18 protein-coding genes are annotated in these 18,075 nt (G+C 71.6%); 14 read left to right on the top strand and 4 right to left on the bottom strand.

What is annotated here, in order from left to right; all coding sequences use genetic code 11:
* Window positions 1–45 precede the first annotated feature (45 nt).
* Together BMY19_RS07905 and BMY19_RS07900 are read left to right on the top strand one after the other, a co-directional pair.
* Window positions 46–993 (top strand): class I SAM-dependent DNA methyltransferase, encoded by a 948-nt coding sequence (locus BMY19_RS07905; RefSeq protein ID WP_100251365.1) that lies wholly within the window; start codon window positions 46–48, stop codon window positions 991–993.
* Window positions 994–1,062: 69 nt separating this feature from the next.
* Window positions 1,063–1,857 (top strand): YoaK family protein, encoded by a 795-nt coding sequence (locus tag BMY19_RS07900; RefSeq protein ID WP_100251364.1) that lies wholly within the window; start codon window positions 1,063–1,065, stop codon window positions 1,855–1,857.
* 27 nt (window positions 1,858–1,884) lie between these two features.
* Here the strand turns inward: BMY19_RS07900 and arfB are convergent, their stop codons facing one another.
* Together arfB and BMY19_RS07890 are read right to left on the bottom strand one after the other, a co-directional pair.
* A complete protein-coding gene (gene arfB / locus BMY19_RS07895) occupies window positions 1,885–2,316 on the bottom strand; it encodes an alternative ribosome rescue aminoacyl-tRNA hydrolase ArfB (protein WP_091926121.1) in 432 nt (143 codons plus the stop codon).
* Between the two features lie 175 nt (window positions 2,317–2,491).
* Window positions 2,492–2,788 (bottom strand): BolA family protein, encoded by a 297-nt coding sequence (locus BMY19_RS07890; RefSeq protein ID WP_020092683.1) that lies wholly within the window; start codon window positions 2,786–2,788, stop codon window positions 2,492–2,494.
* Window positions 2,789–2,896: 108 nt separating this feature from the next.
* Here BMY19_RS07890 and BMY19_RS07885 point away from each other — a divergent pair, with 108 nt between their 5' ends.
* From BMY19_RS07885 to cobT, 4 genes are all read left to right on the top strand, one after another.
* Entirely contained in the window at window positions 2,897–3,523 is a 627-nt protein-coding gene (locus BMY19_RS07885) for a J domain-containing protein (RefSeq protein ID WP_091926119.1), read from the top strand.
* Between the two features lie 208 nt (window positions 3,524–3,731).
* The gene (gene cobS, locus BMY19_RS07880; protein ID WP_012320633.1) at window positions 3,732–4,715 is read left to right on the top strand and encodes a cobaltochelatase subunit CobS; all 984 of its coding nucleotides are present in this window, start codon (window positions 3,732–3,734) and stop codon (window positions 4,713–4,715) included.
* 5 nt (window positions 4,716–4,720) lie between these two features.
* The gene (locus BMY19_RS07875) at window positions 4,721–5,227 is read left to right on the top strand and encodes a DUF29 domain-containing protein (protein ID WP_100251363.1); all 507 of its coding nucleotides are present in this window, start codon (window positions 4,721–4,723) and stop codon (window positions 5,225–5,227) included.
* Between the two features lie 5 nt (window positions 5,228–5,232).
* A complete protein-coding gene (gene cobT / locus BMY19_RS07870) occupies window positions 5,233–7,137 on the top strand; it encodes a cobaltochelatase subunit CobT (protein ID WP_020092686.1) in 1,905 nt (634 codons plus the stop codon).
* Window positions 7,138–7,491: 354 nt separating this feature from the next.
* On the opposite strand, the gene rpmB is transcribed toward cobT, so the two are convergent.
* Complete coding sequence (gene rpmB, locus BMY19_RS07865; RefSeq protein WP_012320636.1) at window positions 7,492–7,794, bottom strand: 50S ribosomal protein L28; 303 nt, start codon at window positions 7,792–7,794, stop codon at window positions 7,492–7,494.
* 354 nt (window positions 7,795–8,148) lie between these two features.
* On the opposite strand from rpmB, the gene BMY19_RS07860 reads away from it, so the two are divergent.
* From BMY19_RS07860 to BMY19_RS07825, 8 genes are all read left to right on the top strand, one after another.
* Window positions 8,149–9,090, top strand: a complete 942-nt coding sequence (locus BMY19_RS07860; RefSeq protein ID WP_234081223.1) for a DUF3108 domain-containing protein — start codon at window positions 8,149–8,151, stop codon at window positions 9,088–9,090.
* 93 nt (window positions 9,091–9,183) lie between these two features.
* The gene (locus BMY19_RS07855) at window positions 9,184–9,474 is read left to right on the top strand and encodes a DUF1330 domain-containing protein (protein ID WP_020092689.1); all 291 of its coding nucleotides are present in this window, start codon (window positions 9,184–9,186) and stop codon (window positions 9,472–9,474) included.
* A gap of 200 nt (window positions 9,475–9,674) precedes the next feature.
* A complete protein-coding gene (locus BMY19_RS07850; protein ID WP_100251362.1) occupies window positions 9,675–9,983 on the top strand; it encodes a hypothetical protein in 309 nt (102 codons plus the stop codon).
* Between the two features lie 212 nt (window positions 9,984–10,195).
* Entirely contained in the window at window positions 10,196–13,408 is a 3,213-nt protein-coding gene (locus tag BMY19_RS07845) for a helicase-related protein (RefSeq protein ID WP_100251361.1), read from the top strand.
* A gap of 10 nt (window positions 13,409–13,418) precedes the next feature.
* The gene (locus tag BMY19_RS07840; protein ID WP_020092692.1) at window positions 13,419–13,727 is read left to right on the top strand and encodes an RNA-binding S4 domain-containing protein; all 309 of its coding nucleotides are present in this window, start codon (window positions 13,419–13,421) and stop codon (window positions 13,725–13,727) included.
* A gap of 217 nt (window positions 13,728–13,944) precedes the next feature.
* Window positions 13,945–14,283 (top strand): ferredoxin FdxA, encoded by a 339-nt coding sequence (gene fdxA / locus BMY19_RS07835; protein ID WP_020092693.1) that lies wholly within the window; start codon window positions 13,945–13,947, stop codon window positions 14,281–14,283.
* A 503-nt stretch (window positions 14,284–14,786) separates the two neighbouring features.
* On the top strand, window positions 14,787–15,392 hold the full coding sequence (locus BMY19_RS07830) for a CarD family transcriptional regulator (RefSeq protein WP_020092694.1): 606 nt from the start codon (window positions 14,787–14,789) through the stop codon (window positions 15,390–15,392).
* A 321-nt stretch (window positions 15,393–15,713) separates the two neighbouring features.
* Window positions 15,714–16,589 carry an RNA polymerase factor sigma-32 gene (locus BMY19_RS07825; protein WP_012320644.1) on the top strand — a complete coding sequence of 292 codons (876 nt, stop codon included), beginning with the start codon at window positions 15,714–15,716 and terminating at the stop codon, window positions 16,587–16,589.
* A gap of 153 nt (window positions 16,590–16,742) precedes the next feature.
* On the opposite strand, the gene BMY19_RS07820 is transcribed toward BMY19_RS07825, so the two are convergent.
* The gene (locus BMY19_RS07820) at window positions 16,743–17,975 is read right to left on the bottom strand and encodes an MFS transporter (RefSeq protein WP_100251360.1); all 1,233 of its coding nucleotides are present in this window, start codon (window positions 17,973–17,975) and stop codon (window positions 16,743–16,745) included.
* Window positions 17,976–18,075: the final 100 nt, after the last annotated feature.

The following is an 18,075-nucleotide window of genomic DNA, read 5'->3' as shown; positions in this document are numbered from 1 at the left end:
CCGCCGGTGGCCCCGGTATATAGGCGCCCCCGACCCGGCAGACGCATGGCCTCGCAGCTCAGTTCCGGCGACCTCCTCGCCGATCGCCGCTACCGCTACGCCGAGGCCTGCCTCGCCGACGGCGACCACGCGGCCGCCGCCGACCTCGCCGAGCAGGTCCTGGAACGCGCCCCGCGCTACGCGCCGGCCTGGCTCCTGCTGGGCCGGGCGCGCGCGGGTCTGGCCGCCGCCGGCCCCGATCCGGCCCTGCGCGACGCGGCGGCGCAGGCCTTTTCCCGCGCCCTCGACATCGATCCCGAGGACCGGCTGGGCGTGCGCGCGCATCTCGTCCGCCTGGGCGGCGGCGACACCCTCCCGGTCCTGTCGCCGGCCTATGTCCGCGCCCTGTTCGACGGCTACGCGCCGCGCTTCGAGCGCCACCTCGTGGACGGCCTCGGCTATGTCGGCCCGCAGCTCGTCCGCGACGCCCTGCCGTGTGTTCCGGAGCGCTTCGCGGTCGGTCTCGATCTCGGCTGCGGCACGGGGCTGATGGGCGAGGTCGTGCGCGACCGGGTCGACCATCTCACCGGAATCGACCTCTCCCCCGGGATGCTGGCGGTGGCGCGGGCCAAGACGGCGCGGGGTCGGCCGCTCTACGAGCGCCTCGTCGAGGGCGACCTCGGCGCCGTCCTGGCCGACCTGCCGGAGGCCTCGGCCGACCTCTGCCTCGCCGCGGATGTCCTGATCTACGTCGCGGACCTCGCGACGTTCCTGGCGCGGGTGGGGCGGGTCCTGCGGCCGGGCGGGCTCGGCGCCGTCACGGTGCAATCCCACGACGGCCCCGGTTCCGTCCTGGGCGAGGACGGCCGCTACGCCCACGCGGAGGCCCACATCGCGGCGACGGCCGCGTCTCGCGGCCTGGAGATGCTGACGGCGCGCCCCGCGGAAGTCCGGCGCGAGGGCGGACGACCGGTGCCGGGGCGCGTCGTTGTGTTGCGGCGCACATCGGCATGAAACCGCTCCGCTATTCGTCCATTGTCAGTCGACCGCGACTAGGCGCGGCGGCTCGATCGGGGGATCAGCATGGCGGAATACGGAAGTCGGACAGGTGGTGCAGCACCGGAGCGGAAATCTGAGCCACCGGCCGACAAGTCGTTTCCCGCCGATCCGCGAACCCGCATCCCTTTCGCGATCGCCCTCGCGGCGCTCGCGGGCTGCGCCGATTCCATCGGCTTCCTGGAATTCTCGCAGCTCTTCATGTCGTTCATGTCAGGCAACACCACCCGCTTCGGCGTGGCGGTGGCCAACGCCGACTGGGAGAACGTCAGCCGCGTCGCCAGCACCATCTGCATGTTCTGCTTCGGCGCCTTCCTGGGGACGCTGATCGCCGCCTGGGTCGGGCGCTGGCGTCTCGCCGTCCTGCTGACGCTCCAGGCCCTGCTGCTCGCCGGCGGCCTGCTGATGCCCTGGGGCACCTTCGCCTACCCGCTCCACGCCTACCCGATCGTCCTGGCGCTGGGCCTCCAGAACGCGACGCTGCAGGACGAGGGCGGCCGCTCCCTGGCGCTCACCTACGTCACGGGCGCCGTGGTGCGTTTCGGCACGGGCTGCGCCAACCTGCTGCTCGGCACGGTGGCGCCGTCCTTCTGGATCCAGGCGCCGCTCTGGGCCGGGCTCAGCACCGGCGCCGTCGTCGGCGGCCTGCTCGACATGCGCTACGGCGAATCGGCCTTCCTCTTCCCGGCGGCGCTGGCCGCCATCCTGGCGATGATCGCGATCGTCCTGACCATCGCCAAGCCGGGCAGCACCCTGGTGGCGGGCTCCTCCCCGGCGCCCGACGCCAGCCCGAAGGCCGAGGTCATCGACGCGATCCACTGAGACCCGGCCGCGGCGGCGGGATCGGGGTCAGCCGTCCGAATCCCGGACGCTGCCCCGGCCCTGCTTGATCGCGGCGCGGCTCTTCTTCGCGCCGATGCGCCGCTCCTGCGAGCCCCGGGTCGGCTTCGTGGGCCGGCGGATCGGCGGCGGCGGCTTGGCCGCCTCCGCCACCAGATCGACGAGCCGCTGCAGCACGTCGGCCCGGTTGCGCTCCTGCGTCCGGTGCCGCTGCCCGGCGAGGACGAGAACGCCGTCCTTGGTCATCCGCCGTCCGGCGAGCCGCACCAGATTGGCCCGCACCCGCTCGTCGAGGGCGGGCGAGGCCAGCGCCGCCCAGCGCAGCTGGACCGCGGTCTCGACCTTGTTGACGTTCTGTCCGCCGGCGCCCGAGGCGCGCATGAAGGACAGCTCGATCTCGTCTTCGTCGATGGCGATGCGCGGCGTTACCCGCAGGGCCATGGCGCCCTCCCCGGCTGCGCGACGACGGCGCGCCGCGCCCCCGCGTCGGGTGCGCAGTCCGCGAGCGGGCGGATGCGGATCGGCGGCCCCGTCACCATATCTGTCTCGTGCCTCCCGTCCCGTACACCGCGCCCCGTCGGAGCGATCCCGCCCTCGTCCCGCGCGGAGCCCCGATTCAGGCCGCCTCGGCCGGCGTGCGGGCGCGGAGCGCGAGGGCGTGCAAACCCCGCTTGAACGCGTCGTCGAGCAGCGCGTTCACCAAGCGGTGCCGCTCGACGCGGCTCTTGCCCTCGAACGCCGACGCGACGATGTCGAGCCGGTAATGGGTCTCGCCCCCCGGCCGCGCTCCGGCGTGGCCGGCATGCAGATGCGACTCGTCGATCACGTCGAGCCGCGCCGGCGCGAGTTGCTCCCGCAGCCGCGCCTCCATCCAGTCCCGCAGGGTGCCGCCCGCGCCCGCACCGTCCGTCATCGTGCCCTCGCGTCGTGTCCGTGGGCGCCGTCAAGCCCGATCCCGCGCATGCGTCATCAGGCCCGGTGCCCTTGTGTCTCAGGTCCGCCCCCTCATAATCGGCCCGTCATGGATCTCAACTCGCGCCTGTTCGACAGCATCCGGATCAAGCCGACCTGCGACGAGCCGAAGCCCGCCGCGGAAGCCGGCTGCGAGAGCCCCGGCTGCACCCATCCGGGCCTGTACCGGGCGCCGAAGGGGCGGAAGGCGGAGGGCCAGTACTGGCGCTTCTGCATCGACCATGTCCGCGCCTACAACGCCACCTACAATTACTTCGATGGCATGAACGACGCCGCCGTTCAGGCCTACCAGAAGGACGCGATCATCGGTCATCGCCCAACCTGGGCGATGGGCGTGAACCGGACCGGCGAGGCCAAGCCGGCGGACGAGCCGGTTCGGGACTGGGCCTACGTCGATCCCCTCGGCATCCTGCGCGGCGAGGGCGTCGGCGACGCGCGCCGGCGTGCCCGCCAGCCCGAGGAGCCGCGCAAGCCCAAGCACTCGGCGGCGGTGCGCCGCGCCCTCGACGTGATGGGCCTCGAGGAGGGCGCGGATACGGCCGCCATCAAGGCGCAGTACAAGGTGCTGGTGAAGCGCTTCCACCCGGACGCCAACGGCGGCGACCGCTCCTTCGAGGAGCGCCTGCGCGACATCATCCGCGCCCACGACGTGCTCCGCGCGGCCGGTCTCTGCTGAGCGGCACGAACGATGCACGCCGGTTCGCACCCAGGATAGGGCAAACCGCGCGGGGCGGCCCTATATGGGATCCATGCCGGTCGGTGGCGCGCGAGCGCGCCGCCGTCTAAGGATGGCTCCGCCCCGCCGCGGAGGCCCGGCTCGACGTCCTTCCGCGCGGATGCTTCACTGTTTGGGAGTGGAGCGCCCGCGCCTCACGAGGTTCCGAATGCTCTCTGACGCTACGCCCGCCGCGCTGCCCGACCGCACCGTCTCCGTCCGCGATGTCTTCGGCATCGACCTCGACCTCAAGGTGCCGGCCTTCGCCGAGCCCGAGGAGCACGTGCCGGATGTCGACCCGGACTACATCTTCGACCGGGAGACGACGCTCGCGATCCTGGCCGGCTTCGCCCGCAACCGCCGCGTGATGGTCACCGGCTATCACGGCACCGGCAAGTCGACCCATATCGAGCAGGTCGCCGCCCGGCTGAACTGGCCGTGCATCCGGATCAACCTCGACAGCCACGTCTCGCGCATCGACCTCGTCGGCAAGGACGCCATCGTCCTGCAGGACGGCAAGCAGGTCACCGCCTTCCAGGACGGGATCCTGCCCTGGGCGCTGCAGAACAACGTCGCGCTCGTGTTCGACGAGTACGACGCCGGCCGCCCGGACGTGATGTTCGTGATCCAGCGCGTGCTGGAGCTCTCGGGCCGGCTGACGCTCCTCGACCAGAAGCGCGTGATCCGCCCGCACCCGGCCTTCCGGCTGTTCGCCACCGCCAACACGGTGGGCCTCGGCGACACGTCGGGCCTCTATCACGGCACGCAGCAGATCAATCAGGGTCAGATGGACCGCTGGTCGATCGTCACCACGCTGAACTACCTGCCGCACGACCGCGAGGTCGACATCGTGCTCTCGAAGGCGACGCATTACCGGGGCGACCAGGGCCGCGACATCGTCAACCGGATGGTGCGCGTGGCGGATCTCACCCGCAACGCCTTCATGAACGGCGACCTCTCCACCGTCATGAGCCCGCGCACGGTGATCACCTGGGCCGAGAACGCCGACATCTTCAAGGATATCGGCTTCGCCTTCCGGGTGACGTTCCTCAACAAGTGCGACGAGCTGGAGCGGACGCTGGTGGCCGAGTTCTACCAGCGCGCCTTCGGCAAGGAGCTGCCCGAGAGCGCGGTGAACGTCGCGCTGAGCTGACCCGCATGGAGGACGCGATGGCGCATCCGGCCCCGACGCGCGAGGACGCCCCGGCGACTGCGCACGCGCGGGGACGGACCCGCCACGCGGACGATCTCTACACCTGGGTTCAGGAGCAGGTGGCACTGCTCCGCGCCGGCCGGGTGGACGCGCTCGACCTCGACAACATCGCCGAGGAGCTGAGCGACGTGGGTTCGGAGCAGTACGATAAGCTCGAGAGCGCGATCGAGGTGCTTCTCGCCCACGCCCTCAAATGGGATCACCAGCCCGAGCGGCGCAGCCGAAGCTGGTCGCTGACGATTGCGGAACAGCGCGTGCGGATCGACAGGCAGGTGCGCAAAAATCCAGGTCTCAAGCCGCGCATCGCCGAAGCCGCCAGCGAAGGCTACCGGATCGGTCGGATCCGAGCCGCTCGCGAGATGAAGCGATCGCCCGAAACCCTGCCCGCGGACTGTCCCTACAGCTGGGACGAGATCCTGAACCGCCCCTTCGCGTTCGAGGACGACCGGTAGCGCTGATGTCTATCTCCAACCGCAAGCCCGGCGAGCGCCGCGAACCCGTGGCCGAGCCCCTGAAGCGCTCGGTGGCCGGGTGCCTGCGCGCCATCGCCCGGCGCTCCGAGGTCGAGGTCACCTACGCGACCGACCGGCCGGCGCTCACCGGCGACAAGGCCCGCCTCCCTGAGCCCCCGCGCAAGCTCTCGGCGCAGGACGTCGCGGTGCTGCGCGGCAATGCCGACGCCATGGCGCTGCGGCTGGGCTGCCACGACGTGGCCGTCCACCGCCGTCTCGCCCCCGAGAACGCACCCGCGCGCGCCGTGTACGACGCGGTCGAGCAGGCCCGGGTCGAGGCGATCGGGTCGCGCCGGATGGCGGGCGTGGCCAGCAACATCTCGGCGATGCTGGAGGACCGCTACCATCGCGGCGGCAAGTACGAGTCCATCACCGACCGGGCCGACGCTCCGATGGAGGATGCCGTCGCCCTGATGGTGCGCGAGCGCCTCACCGGCCAGAAGCCGCCCGAGGCCGCCACCAAGATCGTCGAGCTGTGGCGCGAGCATATCGAGGCCAAGGCCGGCCCGAACCTCGACGGGCTGCTCGGCTCGATCGAGGATCAGCGCAAGTTCGCCCGCTCGGTGCGCGACCTCCTCACCTCCCTCGACATGTCGGACGAGACGCCGTTCGACGCGGAGGACGACGAGAACGACGACGAGAACGACGCCCAGGACGACGAGCAGAACCCCAGCGAGGGCGATTCGGAGGAGAAGAGCCAGGGCGAGCGCGCCGAGATCGAGACCTCCGAGGAGGCCTCCGACGAGATCGAGGAGGGCGCCCAGGAATCCGCCGACGCACCGTCGGGTGAGTTGCCCGAAGAGGCCGAGGACGCGGAGTCGGAGGAGGCCTCGGAGGCCTCGCGCCCGCCGCAGCGGCAGGGCAACGAGGCGCGCGGGCCCGAGTACAAAGTGTTCAATCCGCGGTTCGACGAGGTCATCCACGCGGAGGAGCTGTGCGACGCCGACGAGCTGTCGCGCCTGCGCTCCTATCTCGACAAGCAGCTCTCGCACCTGCAGGGCGTGGTCGGCCGCCTCGCCAACCGGCTCCAGCGCCGCCTTCTCGCCCAGCAGAACCGCGCCTGGGAGTTCGACCTGGAGGAGGGCCAGCTCGACCCGGCGCGGCTCGTGCGCGTGGTCATCGACCCGTACCAGCCGCTCTCCTTCAAGCAGGAGAAGGACACCAATTTCCGCGACACGGTGGTCACGCTGCTCCTCGACAATTCGGGCTCGATGCGCGGCCGGCCGATCACCGTGGCGGCGACCTGCGCCGACATCCTGGCGCGGACGCTGGAGCGCTGCGGCGTGAAGGTGGAGATCCTGGGCTTCACCACCCGGGCCTGGAAGGGCGGCCAGAGCCGCGAGGCGTGGCTCGCCGCCGGCAAGCCGCCGAATCCCGGTCGCCTGAACGACCTGCGCCACATCGTCTACAAGTCGGCCGACGCGCCCTGGCGGCGCGCGCGGAAGAACCTCGGGCTGATGATGCGCGAGGGGCTGCTCAAGGAGAACATCGACGGCGAGGCCCTGGACTGGGCGCACAAGCGCCTGCTCGGACGGCCGGAGCAGCGCAAGATCCTGATGGTGATCTCCGACGGTGCGCCGGTGGACGATTCGACCCTGTCGGTGAATGCCGGCAACTACCTGGAGCGGCACCTGCGCTGGATGATCGAGGAGATCGAGACGCGCTCGCCGGTGGAACTGCTGGCCATCGGCATCGGCCACGACGTGACCCGGTACTATCGCCGCGCCGTGACGATCATCGACGCCGAGGAGCTCGGCGGGGCGATGACCGAGAAGCTCGCCGAGCTGTTCGAGGAGGACGGCGCGGCGCCGACGGGGCGGATGCTGCGCGCAGCGGGCGGGCGGCGGTAATCACGCCCCGCGCTGCCGCGCGCAACAGACGATCCGCGTCGAGGAAGCTGGCAGATCCGGACCGAACCTCGACACGGTTCATGTTCGCAACTTGGACGGCGAAGCCCCCTCCGTCATCACGAGCGCAGCGAAGTGACCTAGGGCGACGCGGGGCTTGTCCACGTGGCGTCGCCTGGATTGCTTCGCTCCGCTCGCAAAGACGGCGCAGGGGCATCGGCCGGACATTGACGGCAGCCTGCGGCCGAGCTCTGGCTTGTGTGGAGTGGCATGTCAGCCGCAAACAAGCGGAAACCGCCGCGGCCTCGACGGCCACGGCGGTTCAAACCGTCCGATAGGGGCGTGAAGCCCGACGACTCAGGCCGCGGCGGCCGGGGTCTCGGCGAGCTTCTTATGGATCTCGCGCTTCAGGAGGCGGGCAGTCTGCGACAGGTCACCCTCGCCGGCCTTGATCAGGAAGGCGTCGAGGCCGCCGCGGTGCTCCACCGAGCGCAGGGCGTGCGCCGTGACCCGCAGGCGGACGCGCTTGCCCAGCGCGTCGGACTGGAGGGTGACGTTGCACAGGTTCGGCAGGAACCGGCACTTGGTCTTGCGGTTCGAGTGGCTCACGAGGTGGCCGACCTGAACGGCCTTGCCGGTGAGTTCGCAGCGGCGCGCCATGATAAAAAACGATCCCGTCTCGTTCCGCCCGGTGAAGACCCGATCGCGGCCGGCGCGATCATCGTCGCAGCGGGCGGCGCCCATTGCGTGTTCCAGGTCCGGCGGAGTCCTGTTGAAGGCGCGAGCCTATAGGCGACGAAGGCGCGGTGCGTCAAGGTGCCGGCGGGGTTCAGCATCGCGCCGGACGACCAACGGTCTGTTAACCACGATGCCGGGATATAGCCTTCTTCCACCTGCAGGAAGGCGCCTCTCCCCGCTCCGTGCGTCGCAGAGGACGTCGGCGAGCGGGTGTGTTCGAGAGGGTGCGTTCGAGCGAGTGTCTTGGCCCGCCCGCCCTGGGATGCGATCCGGATCATGAGCGCCACGCCAATCCGTCGAATGATCAAGCCGTCGAAGAAGCACGCTGCCGGGCGCCTCGCGGGCAGCCTCCTCGCGGTCGCGGTCCTCGCGGCTCCGACCGATGCCGGCGCGCGGACGTCGCGGGCCAAGCGGGCCGCGCCCGCCGCCGCGACCGTGGCGGTCGATTACGGTATCAACCTCGCCGGTCTCCCGATCGGCACGGCGCGCCTCGCCGGCTCCTTCGACCGCGACCGCTACATGATGGACGTGTCGGCCGTGCTCACCGGCCTCGTCGGCGCGATCACCGGCGGCAAGGGCTCCGCCCGGGCCTCGGGAAGCTTCTCGGCCGCGCCGCAGCCCGGCGCCTTCGCCATCGCGACCCAGACGGCGAGTTCCGGCATCGCGGTGCGCATGGCCCTGGCGCGCGGCAACGTCGTCCAGGCCGAGATCACGCCGCCGCTCGTCGACATGCAGGACCGCGTGCCGGTCACCCCGGCCAACAAGCGCGGCATCATCGACCCGGTGAGCGCGCTGCTGATGCCGACCCAGGGGCGCGGCGAGCCGCTCGACCCGGAGAATTGCAACCGGACCCTGCCGGTCTTCGACGGCGCCACCCGCTTCAACGTGGTGCTGAGCTACGCCGAGACCCGCCCGGTGCAGAAGCCCGGCTATGCGGGGCAAGTCCTCGTATGCAACGCCCGCTACCAGGCGGTCGCCGGCCACCGGCCGGACCGGCCGGGCGTCAAGTTCATGGAGGAGAACCGCGAGATGTCGGTCTGGCTCGCCCCCGTCGAGGGGACGCGCGTCCTGATTCCGCTGCGCATCTCGGTGCTCACCACGATCGGCACCAACATCATCGAGGCCACCCGCTGGAGCCAGAGCGGCACGCCGACGACCACCGGCACGGCCGGCGCCGCCGGCAACAGTGTCGCGCAGGCGAGCCTGTCCGGGCAGTAGCGGCGGCGCAGAGGGCTGCGCAGGGAGCGTTTGACCGGCGGCCGGTTTCCCGGCACCTCGGCGCGGCGCGGCAGCCGCGCGGGGAGGTCAGCAGTGCCGAAGGGCTACATCATCGTCCGGATGACGGTCACCGACCCGGACACCTACAAGGACTACGCCGCCATGGCCTCCGAGGCGATGCGCAAGTACGGCTGCAAGCCGCTGGTGCGCGGCGGCCGCTGCGAGGCGCTGGAGGGCGAGGGCCGTCCGCGCAACGTCGTGCTGGAATTCGAGTCCTACGAGGCGGCGCGCACCTACTACTTCTCGCCCGAGTACCAGGCTGCCGTAGCCAAGCGCCGGCCCGCGGGCATCGGCGAGGTGGTGCTCGTCGAGGGCGTCGACTGATCGCCGGCCCGGTCACAACCGGACCTGACGCGGTCCGCGCCTTCCGCGCCCAAGCCGCGAAATGACCCGGCAAAGGCGCGGGGACGGACAGAGTCGCGCGCCCGCGGTGCCCCGCATTCCGTGCCGGCGGGCGCGATCGCGGCGGGGACCGCGGCCGCGCGGGTGGAGGGAATCTTCACGTTCCCGGCGATAATGCCCGGATGTGCTCGCCCGCCCTCCGAATCGCCCTCGCCCTGGCCGCGCTCGCGGGGCCGGCCGCGGCGCAGTCCCTCAGTGCCGGGTCCGCCGATCCGGGGTGCGGCGGTGACGCCTTCTCGTCGGCCGAGGTCGTCGAGAACAGGCCGCCCCGCCGCGGCTCCCTCGTCGCGACCCCCGACACGCTCTGCGCCGACCTCGCGCCACAGCCGGGCACGCCGACGACGCAGATCGACGTCTACCCGATGATCACGCCGCAGATTGGACCTGGCGGCGGCGGCATCCCATATGGGGGAGGACCGTACCGGCCCTAGCGTCCCTGACGCGGTCGGCCGGTCGAACCCGCCTCCCCGCCCGCGCCGCGACGGCGCCGCGACGGCCTTCCCGCTCGAAGGAACCGCCGACCATCGACGCGCTGCTCCGCCCCACGCCCAGCCGCTCGCTGTCCCGCGAGGCCCGCGCCCGCGGCGTCACCGCGGTCCTCGGGCCGACCAACACCGGCAAGACGCATCTCGCCATCGAGCGGATGCTCGCCCACCCGACCGGCATGATCGGGTTGCCCCTGCGGCTGCTCGCTCGGGAAGTCTACCTGCGCGTCGTCGCGAAGGTGGGCCCCGAGAAGGTCGCGCTGGTGACCGGGGAAGAGAAGATAAAGCCGGACCGGCCTCGCTACTGGATCTGCACCATCGAGGCGATGCCGCGTGACCTCGACGTGGCGTACGTCGCCATCGACGAGATCCAACTCGCCGCCGACATGGATCGCGGCCACGTCTTCACCGACCGCCTGCTCTACGTGCGCGGCCGGGAGGAGACCCTGCTGATCGGTTCCTCGACCATGCTGCCGCTGGTCCAGGACCTGATTCCGAACGTTCACACCACGACCCGGCCGCGGCTCTCGCAGCTCACCTTCGCGGGGGAGAAGCGGCTGTCGCGCCTGCCCCGGCGCACCGCCATCGTGGCGTTCTCGGCCGAGGAGGTCTACGCGATCGCCGAGCTGATCCGCCGCCAGCGCGGGGGCGCCGCGGTGGTGCTGGGCGCGCTCTCGCCGCGGACCCGCAACGCCCAGGTCGAGATGTACCAGGCGGGCGACGTCGACTACCTCGTGGCCACCGACGCGGTCGGGATGGGCCTCAACCTCGACGTCGATCACGTCGCGTTCGCGGCCAACTGGAAGTACGACGGCACCCGCTTCCGCAAGCTCACCCCCGCCGAGATGGGCCAGATCGCGGGGCGCGCCGGCCGCCACCTCGCGGACGGTACCTTCGGCTCGACCGGACGCTGCCCGCCCTTCGAGGCCGAGCTGGTGGAGCGGCTGGAGAGCCACGACTTCGATCCCCTGCGCATCCTGCAGTGGCGCAATCCGGATCTCAGCTTCGGCAGCCTGGAGGGCCTGCAGGCGAGCCTCGACGAGCACCCGCGCGAATCGGGCCTGACGCGCGCGCCCATGGGGGAGGACCAGCAGGCCCTCGAGATCCTCATGAAGGAGGACGACATCCGCGACATGGCGCGGAGCGCCGCCACGGTGCGCCGCCTGTGGGACGTCTGCGGCGTGCCGGATTACCGCAAGGTCCACCCGCAGGTGCACGCCGATCTCGTGGCGCAGCTCTACCGGTTCCTCATGAAGGGCATGGCGGGCCGCATCCCCGACACGTGGTTCGCCGAGCAGGTCGCGATGATCGACCGGACCGACGGCGACATCGACACGCTGTCCCGCCGGATTGCCCAGGGACGCACCTGGACCTTCGTGGCGAACCGTCCCGACTGGCTGCGCGACCCAGAACATTGGCAGGGCGAGACGCGTCGGGTAGAGGACAGGCTGTCCGACGCCCTGCACGAACGCCTCGCGAGCCGCTTCGTCGACCGGCGCACAAGCGTCCTGATGCGGCGCCTGAGAGAGAACACGATGCTCGAAGCCCAGATCACCGCCGACGGTGACGTCACCGTCGAGGGTCAGCATGTCGGCCACCTTCACGGATTCCTGTTCGTTCCCGATGCCAGCGCCGAGGGGCACGAGGCCAAAACCCTGAGGAGCGCCGCCGAGAAGGCGCTCGCCGGGGAGATCGAGTCCCGGGCCGAGCGGTTCTCGGCAACGGCCGATTCGACCCTCGTGCTCTCGCACGACGGCACGATCCGCTGGACCGGCGCGCCCGTCGCCAAGCTCACCCCCGGCGAGAAGCTGTTCGCCCCGCAGATCCGTCTGCTGGCGGACGACAGCCTGACCGGCGCGCATCGCGAGAAGGTCGAGGGCCGCCTCGACGCGTGGCTGAAGGCCTACATCGTGCGGCTGCTCGGGCCGTTGATGGAGATCGAGACCGCGGCCGACCTCACCGGCCTCGCCAAGGGAATCGGCTACCAAGTCGTCGAGGCGCTCGGCGTGCTGGAGCGCTCGAAGGTGGCGCACGAGATGCGCAGCCTCGACCAGGAGGGCCGCGGCGCCCTGCGCCGCCACGGCGTCCGGTTCGGCGCCTACCACATCTTCCTGCCGGCGCTGCTGAAGCCGGCGCCCCGCACGCTCGCGGCCCAGCTCTGGGCCCTGCGCAACGGCGGCCTCGACCAGCGCGGCCTCGACGAGATCGCGCATCTCGCCGGCTCCGGCCGCACCTCGATCAAGGTCGACCGCGAGATCGCCAAGGGCCTCTACCGCGCGGCCGGCTTCCGGGTCAGCGGCGAGCGGGCGGTGCGGGTCGACATCCTGGAGCGGCTCGCCGACCTGATCCGCCCGGCGATCGCCTACCGGCCGGGTACCACCCCGGGCGCCCCGCCGGACGGCACCGCCGACGGCGACGGCTTCGTGGCCACCGTCGGCATGACCTCGCTGGTCGGATGCTCGGGCGAGGATTTCGCCTCGATCCTGAAGTCGCTCGGCTACAATTCCGAGGCGCGCCCCGGCCCGGCCATCACGGTGCCGCTCGTCCCCACTGCCGCCACCGCACCGGCGGCGCCGACCGCCGCCGAGGCGTCCTCCGAGGAGGCTGTCGCCGCGCAGGCTGATGCCGCCGAGCCGGTGGGCGACGAGGCCCCGGCCGCCGAGGGTGTCGAGACCACCGCCGATCACGCTGACGCGGCCGAGGAAGCCCCGGCCGCCCCCGAGGCGGAACCGGGCGAGACTGCGGACGAGTCGGCCGGCACGCCGGTCGACGCGGCCACCGAGGCGCCCGCGACCGAGGCGCTCGCGACCGAGTCGCCCCACGCCGAGGCGGAGCAGCCGGCCGAGGCGGACGCCGCGCCGGCGGCCGAACCCATCGCCGAGGAGACCGCGGCCGCCGAGGCGGAGCCCGACGCGGCCGAGACAGCCGAGACGGCCGAGGCCGTTGGTGCCGAGGGCGAGGGTGCAGCCGAGATCCCGCAGATCGAGGTCTGGCGCCTGCAGCGCCACCAGCGCCCGGCCCACCAGCGCCCGCAGAACCGTCCCCGCGGGGCCGGTCGGGGGCGCGACGGCGGCCAGCAGGGCCAGCATTCGGGACAGGGGCGTCCCGACGGTGGCCGGCCGGAGCAGCGCCGGGCCGAGGGCGACGGTGGCCCGCGCCCCGGCCGGGACCGCGGCCCGCGCCGCGACCGCTTCGAGGGCGGCCGTCCGGAACGCCGCGACGACCAGCGCGGCGCCGAGCAGCGCCATTCCGGCCCGCGGCCCGACCAGCGGCCGCCGCGGCGCGAGCGGGCGCCCGATCCGGACTCGCCCTTCGCCAAGCTCGCGGCCCTGAAGGCGCAGCTCGAGGCCGGCGACGGCGGGAAGCGCTGATCCGCGGCGGATGCGCGAGGACCGGCAGCGCCTCGACAAGTGGCTGTGGTTCGCGCGCTTCGCGCGGACTCGGTCGCTCGCGGCGCGGCTGGCCTCCGACGGCTTCGTGCGGGTGAACGGCAGCCGGGCCGAGAACCCCGCGAAGGCCATCGGCATCGGTGACGTGGTCACGGTGGCGGCGCCCCACGCGACCCTGGCCGTGCGGGTCCTCGGTCTCGGCCTGCGCCGCGGCCCGGCGTCGGAGGCGCGGCTCCTCTACGACGACCTGTCGGGCGGCACCCTGTCGGTCGAGGACGGTCCGGACGGGCCGTCCGAGTGATGAGGTCGCGCCACAGCGTCCGCGCGAGCGACCCGACGCGAACCCTTGCGGCGCCCGCACGCTTGTCAGTCCGGGAGGCAGCGTCTAGAGCCGTGGGCCTCCGAGATCCGTCCCCGTGTCGGGTCTCACCGGCGTTCCCCTCGCAGCACCCTCCGGGCGCGCGGGCCGTCTCCAGGCTCCGCCCGGGCCAAGTCGAGTTTTAGGACGAAGACATCCGATGACCTACGTCGTCACCGACAATTGCATCAAGTGCAAGTACACGGACTGCGTCGAGGTCTGTCCGGTGGACTGCTTCTACGAAGGCGAGAACATGCTCGTCATCCATCCGGACGAGTGCATCGATTGCGGCGTCTGCGAGCCGGAATGCCCCGCCGAGGCGATCAAGCCCGACACCGAGTCGAATCTCGACACGTGGCTGAAGCTGAACGCCGACTACGCCAAGTCCTGGCCCAACATCACGCAGAAGAAGGAAGCCCCGGCCGACGCCAAGGATTGGGACGGCAAGAGCGGGAAGCTCGAGGCGCATTTCTCGCCCAACCCTGGCTCGGGCGACTGACCCCGCGCCGGCCCCGCAGGTTCTGACGCCGGCCCGCGGCCCGCTTCCCAGATTGCGGGAAGATCTGTCGGGCCCGCGCCGCCGCTGAACCCCGCGGCGGGGCTGCGTCATACGAGGGCCTGATACGCGGCCAGGTCATTCCTGTCCCGCCGCACCAGTGTAAAACTCTTTGGCGCCGCGCTTGGTCCGCGCGTGCGTCTTCAGGGATGCTTTGATCTGCGCGCCGGATTGTGGTAGACAATCCGCCTGCCGTCGCTCGCGCCTGACGTGCTCCCTCCGGCTGAAACGCCTTCGCTTTTCGTGGGTTAGGAGTAGTACGCGCTCGACCGCTGGAGGCGACTTCGGCGGGCGGGCCAGGCGTTCGCACGGCCGCGCCGGGGAACGCCCGGATTCGTGCGCTAGGCGCCGGGTCCGGGAGCGGCGAGGCAGACCGGGTGTCCCGCCCGGAAGAACACGGTTTCGCGCGGCGCCGAACGCTGCGCGCCAGTGGAGGCCCTTCTCGCATGACCACAGCCAAGAAGACGACGACCGCAGGCCGGCAGGGCTTCAAGACCGGCGAGGCTGTCGTGTATCCGGCCCACGGCGTCGGTCGCATCACCGCGATCGAGGAGCAGGAGATCGCCGGCTACAAGCTTGAGCTGTTCGTCGTATCGTTCGAGAAGGACAAGATGGTCCTGCGCGTCCCCACCGCGAAGGCCAACAGCGTGGGCATGCGCAAGCTCGCCGAGCCGGAACTGGTCAAGAAGGCGCTCGACCTGCTGACCGGCCGCGCCCGGATCAAGCGCACCATGTGGTCGCGCCGCGCGCAGGAATACGAGGCCAAGATCAACTCGGGCGACCTGCTCGCCGTCACCGAGGTCGTGCGCGACCTCTTCCGGTCCGAGGCTCAGCCGGAGCAGTCCTACTCCGAGCGCCAGCTCTACGAAGCTGCCCTGGACCGGATCGTGCGCGAGATCTCGTCGGTGAACCGCATCACCGAGACCGAGGCCCTGAAGCTGATCGAGCAGAGCCTCGCCAAGTCGCCCCGTCGGGCGAAGAACGAGGCGGAGCCCGAGGCCGAGGCCGACGGTGACAGCGAGGGCGACGACATTCAGGAGGAGGCCGCCTGAGGCGCGCTTCCCCCCCCCCCCCGCGGACGACATCGAACCCGGCCCCTGTGGCCGGGTTTTTTGTGCCCGGACCGTTCCGACCCGGCGCGCCGGCCCGGTCGTTTCGGGACATCCGGGCTGGACGGCGCGCGGCCGGATCCCATCTGATCGGAACGGAACACGATTTCGTGGCCGCCCGGTTGTCGCATTGTGGGGCATCGGGACGGAACTTTCGCGTTTTGCCTTCCGTTGTCGGTTGCCTGGCGTCGCCTCCCGGTGGCGCCTGCGCGTCGGGCTATCGGCTCGACGCCGCAACAGCACTCGACAACAAGAGGCAGGCGGATGGCTGAGATCGCGGGAATTCGACGGCAGTTCATACGGACTGCCATGGAGGCACCCTTCCTGGCCCGGGAAGAAGAGCGCGGCCTCGCCGTCCGCTGGAAGGACGAGCGCGACGAGCGGGCCCTCCACCGACTGATCTCCGCCCATATGCGCCTCGTCATCGCCCTGGCGGGGCGTTTTCGTCACTATGGCCTACCCATGGCCGATCTCGTCCAAGAAGGGCATGTCGGCCTGATGGAGGCCGCGGCCCGGTTCGAGCCCGAGCGGGACGTCCGCTTCTCAACGTACGCGACGTGGTGGATCCGCGCGTCGATCCAGGATTACATCCTGCGCAACTGGTCGATCGTGCGCGGCGGCACGTCCTCCGCGCAGAAGGCCCTGTTCTTCAACCTGCGGCGGCTGCGCGCCCGGCTGATGCAATCCACCGAGGAGCATGTCGGCGACGAGATCCACCGCCGCATCGCCAGCGCCATCGGCGTGTCGCGGGACGACGTCGCCTTGATGGACGCGCGCCTCTCCGGTCCCGACATGTCGCTCAACGCCCCCGTGGGCGAGGACAGCGACGCCTCGTCGGAGCGGATGGACTTCCTCGTCGATGGCGCCGACCTGCCGGACGAGACCGTGAGCGCCACGGTCGACGGCGAGCGTCGGTTGAGCTGGCTCCAGCAGGCCCTGACCGTGCTGTCGGAGCGCGAGCTGCGCATCCTGCGCGAGCGCCGCCTCGCCGAGGATCAGGCAACCCTGGAGGCCCTGGGCCAGCGGCTCGGCATCTCCAAGGAGCGCGTCCGCCAGATCGAGAACCGGGCCCTGGAGAAGCTGCGCCGCGCCCTGGCCGACCGCTTCCCCGCCGCGACCGGCAGCCCGCATATCGGCTGAGCCCACGCGGCAGCGACACCGACGCGAAGCCCGGCCCCGAGGCCGGGTTTTCGCGTTTCAGAGGGCCCCGCGTCCGGCGGCACCGCAACGCGCGGGGGCGGCCCCGATCCGGTCATATAGTGGGTCGACGCGGGCTTCGGTCGCGCGGCCGGTTCAGGCTCCCTGAGCGGCGGTGCTGCGCCGCTCCCGCCGGCGGCTGCGCCGGCCGGGCTCGGGCGTCGCGTCGAGCCAGATTACCAGCGCGAGGGCGACGAGCGCCGGCAGGCCGAGGGCCAGGAAGGCGCCGGTCCAGCCGAACAGGCCGTAGGACAGGCCGCCGTACCAGCCCGACAGCGCGCCGCCGACGCCCTGCACGGCGTTGACGCTGCCGATGGCCGTCTGGGTCCGGCCGGATCCCCAGGTCAGGTCGGCGACGATGACCGGCACCGCCACCCCGACGATGCCAGAGGCGACGCCGTCCAGCACCTCGGCGGCGATCAGCCAGACCGGATCGTCGATGAGGCCGGACAGGAGCGCCCGCACCGGCAGGACCGCGAAAGCGACCATCAGGAGTTGGCGGCGGCCGCGCTTGTCGGCGAGCGATCCGGCGAACAGCGCCACCGGGACCATCACCAGCTGGGCCACCATGACGTAGCGGGCCGTCCAGGTCGTGGCGTCGGCTGCGGTCGCGACCAGCTTCTGGCCGAGCAGCGAGAGCATGCCGCCGTTCCCGAGATTGAACAGGGTCAGCGCCACGGTCAGCACCAGCAGGCGACGGTTCCCCAGGACCTGGCGGAGGCCGCTGCGCTCCGGCTCGTCCGAGTCGTCCTCCTTCCAGCCGACGGCGCGGCGGCGGCTCCACGCCTTGGCCGGCATCGTCGCCGTCGCGGCGATCGCCGCCAGCGCCATGCCGCCGAGCACCCAGAAGGCGATCGCCGGGCCGAAATAGCCGGTGCCGAGGCTGATGGCGCCCGCCGCGATCAGGATACCGACGTGATTGAAGGCCTGGTTGCGCCCCTGCTGCGCGGGGAACCGGTCCTTCCCGACGATACCTAGGGTCAGCGCCGCGACGGCCGGCAGCAGCAGAGTGCCTCCGGCCGCTGCGAAGAGCTGCGCGCACAGCACCGCCGGGAAGCTGCGGGCCGGCAGGAGCAGCAGCGTCCCCACCAGGATCGCCCCGCAGGCCAGCGCGATCAGCAGGCGCGGGCGCGGGAACCGGTCGACCAGGGCACCGAACGGTCCGCTCAGGAACAGCGTGCCGATGCCGACCAGCGTGATGACGAACCCGACCCGCGCGGGGCTCCACGAGGCCGATTCTGCCAGCCAGGTCCCGAGAAAGGGTCCGAGGCCGCCCTGGATGTCCCCGATGAACAGGTTGATCAGGGCGAGGTTTGCGGTGGGGGCCATGCGATCCTGGAGCCGTTTCGGGACCCGGACCTGTACTCCCCCCCCGGAACGGTCAAGCCCGGATCGCCGCCATCATCGCCGCACCGCTCCCGCGGCGGAC

Origin of the sequence: Methylobacterium sp. UNC300MFChir4.1 (genome assembly GCF_900110155.1) — a bacterium.
Lineage (GTDB): Bacteria > Pseudomonadota > Alphaproteobacteria > Rhizobiales > Beijerinckiaceae > Methylobacterium.
Note: the sequence above shows the minus strand (reverse complement) of the source record. Positions and strands in the feature narration are given on the sequence as shown.

Coding starts and splice junctions, on each gene's coding strand:
- BMY19_RS07905 (WP_100251365.1), top strand. CDS start 46: ATGGCCTCGCAGCTCAGTTCCGGCGACCTCCTCGCCGATCGCCGCTAC.
- BMY19_RS07900 (WP_100251364.1), top strand. CDS start 1,063: ATGGCGGAATACGGAAGTCGGACAGGTGGTGCAGCACCGGAGCGGAAA.
- arfB (WP_091926121.1), bottom strand. CDS start 2,316: ATGGCCCTGCGGGTAACGCCGCGCATCGCCATCGACGAAGACGAGATC.
- BMY19_RS07890 (WP_020092683.1), bottom strand. CDS start 2,788: ATGACGGACGGTGCGGGCGCGGGCGGCACCCTGCGGGACTGGATGGAG.
- BMY19_RS07885 (WP_091926119.1), top strand. CDS start 2,897: ATGGATCTCAACTCGCGCCTGTTCGACAGCATCCGGATCAAGCCGACC.
- cobS (WP_012320633.1), top strand. CDS start 3,732: ATGCTCTCTGACGCTACGCCCGCCGCGCTGCCCGACCGCACCGTCTCC.
- BMY19_RS07875 (WP_100251363.1), top strand. CDS start 4,721: ATGGAGGACGCGATGGCGCATCCGGCCCCGACGCGCGAGGACGCCCCG.
- cobT (WP_020092686.1), top strand. CDS start 5,233: ATGTCTATCTCCAACCGCAAGCCCGGCGAGCGCCGCGAACCCGTGGCC.
- rpmB (WP_012320636.1), bottom strand. CDS start 7,794: ATGGCGCGCCGCTGCGAACTCACCGGCAAGGCCGTTCAGGTCGGCCAC.
- BMY19_RS07860 (WP_234081223.1), top strand. CDS start 8,149: ATGAGCGCCACGCCAATCCGTCGAATGATCAAGCCGTCGAAGAAGCAC.
- BMY19_RS07850 (WP_100251362.1), top strand. CDS start 9,675: ATGTGCTCGCCCGCCCTCCGAATCGCCCTCGCCCTGGCCGCGCTCGCG.
- BMY19_RS07845 (WP_100251361.1), top strand. CDS start 10,196: ATGCTCGCCCACCCGACCGGCATGATCGGGTTGCCCCTGCGGCTGCTC.
- BMY19_RS07840 (WP_020092692.1), top strand. CDS start 13,419: ATGCGCGAGGACCGGCAGCGCCTCGACAAGTGGCTGTGGTTCGCGCGC.
- fdxA (WP_020092693.1), top strand. CDS start 13,945: ATGACCTACGTCGTCACCGACAATTGCATCAAGTGCAAGTACACGGAC.
- BMY19_RS07830 (WP_020092694.1), top strand. CDS start 14,787: ATGACCACAGCCAAGAAGACGACGACCGCAGGCCGGCAGGGCTTCAAG.
- BMY19_RS07825 (WP_012320644.1), top strand. CDS start 15,714: ATGGCTGAGATCGCGGGAATTCGACGGCAGTTCATACGGACTGCCATG.
- BMY19_RS07820 (WP_100251360.1), bottom strand. CDS start 17,975: ATGGCCCCCACCGCAAACCTCGCCCTGATCAACCTGTTCATCGGGGAC.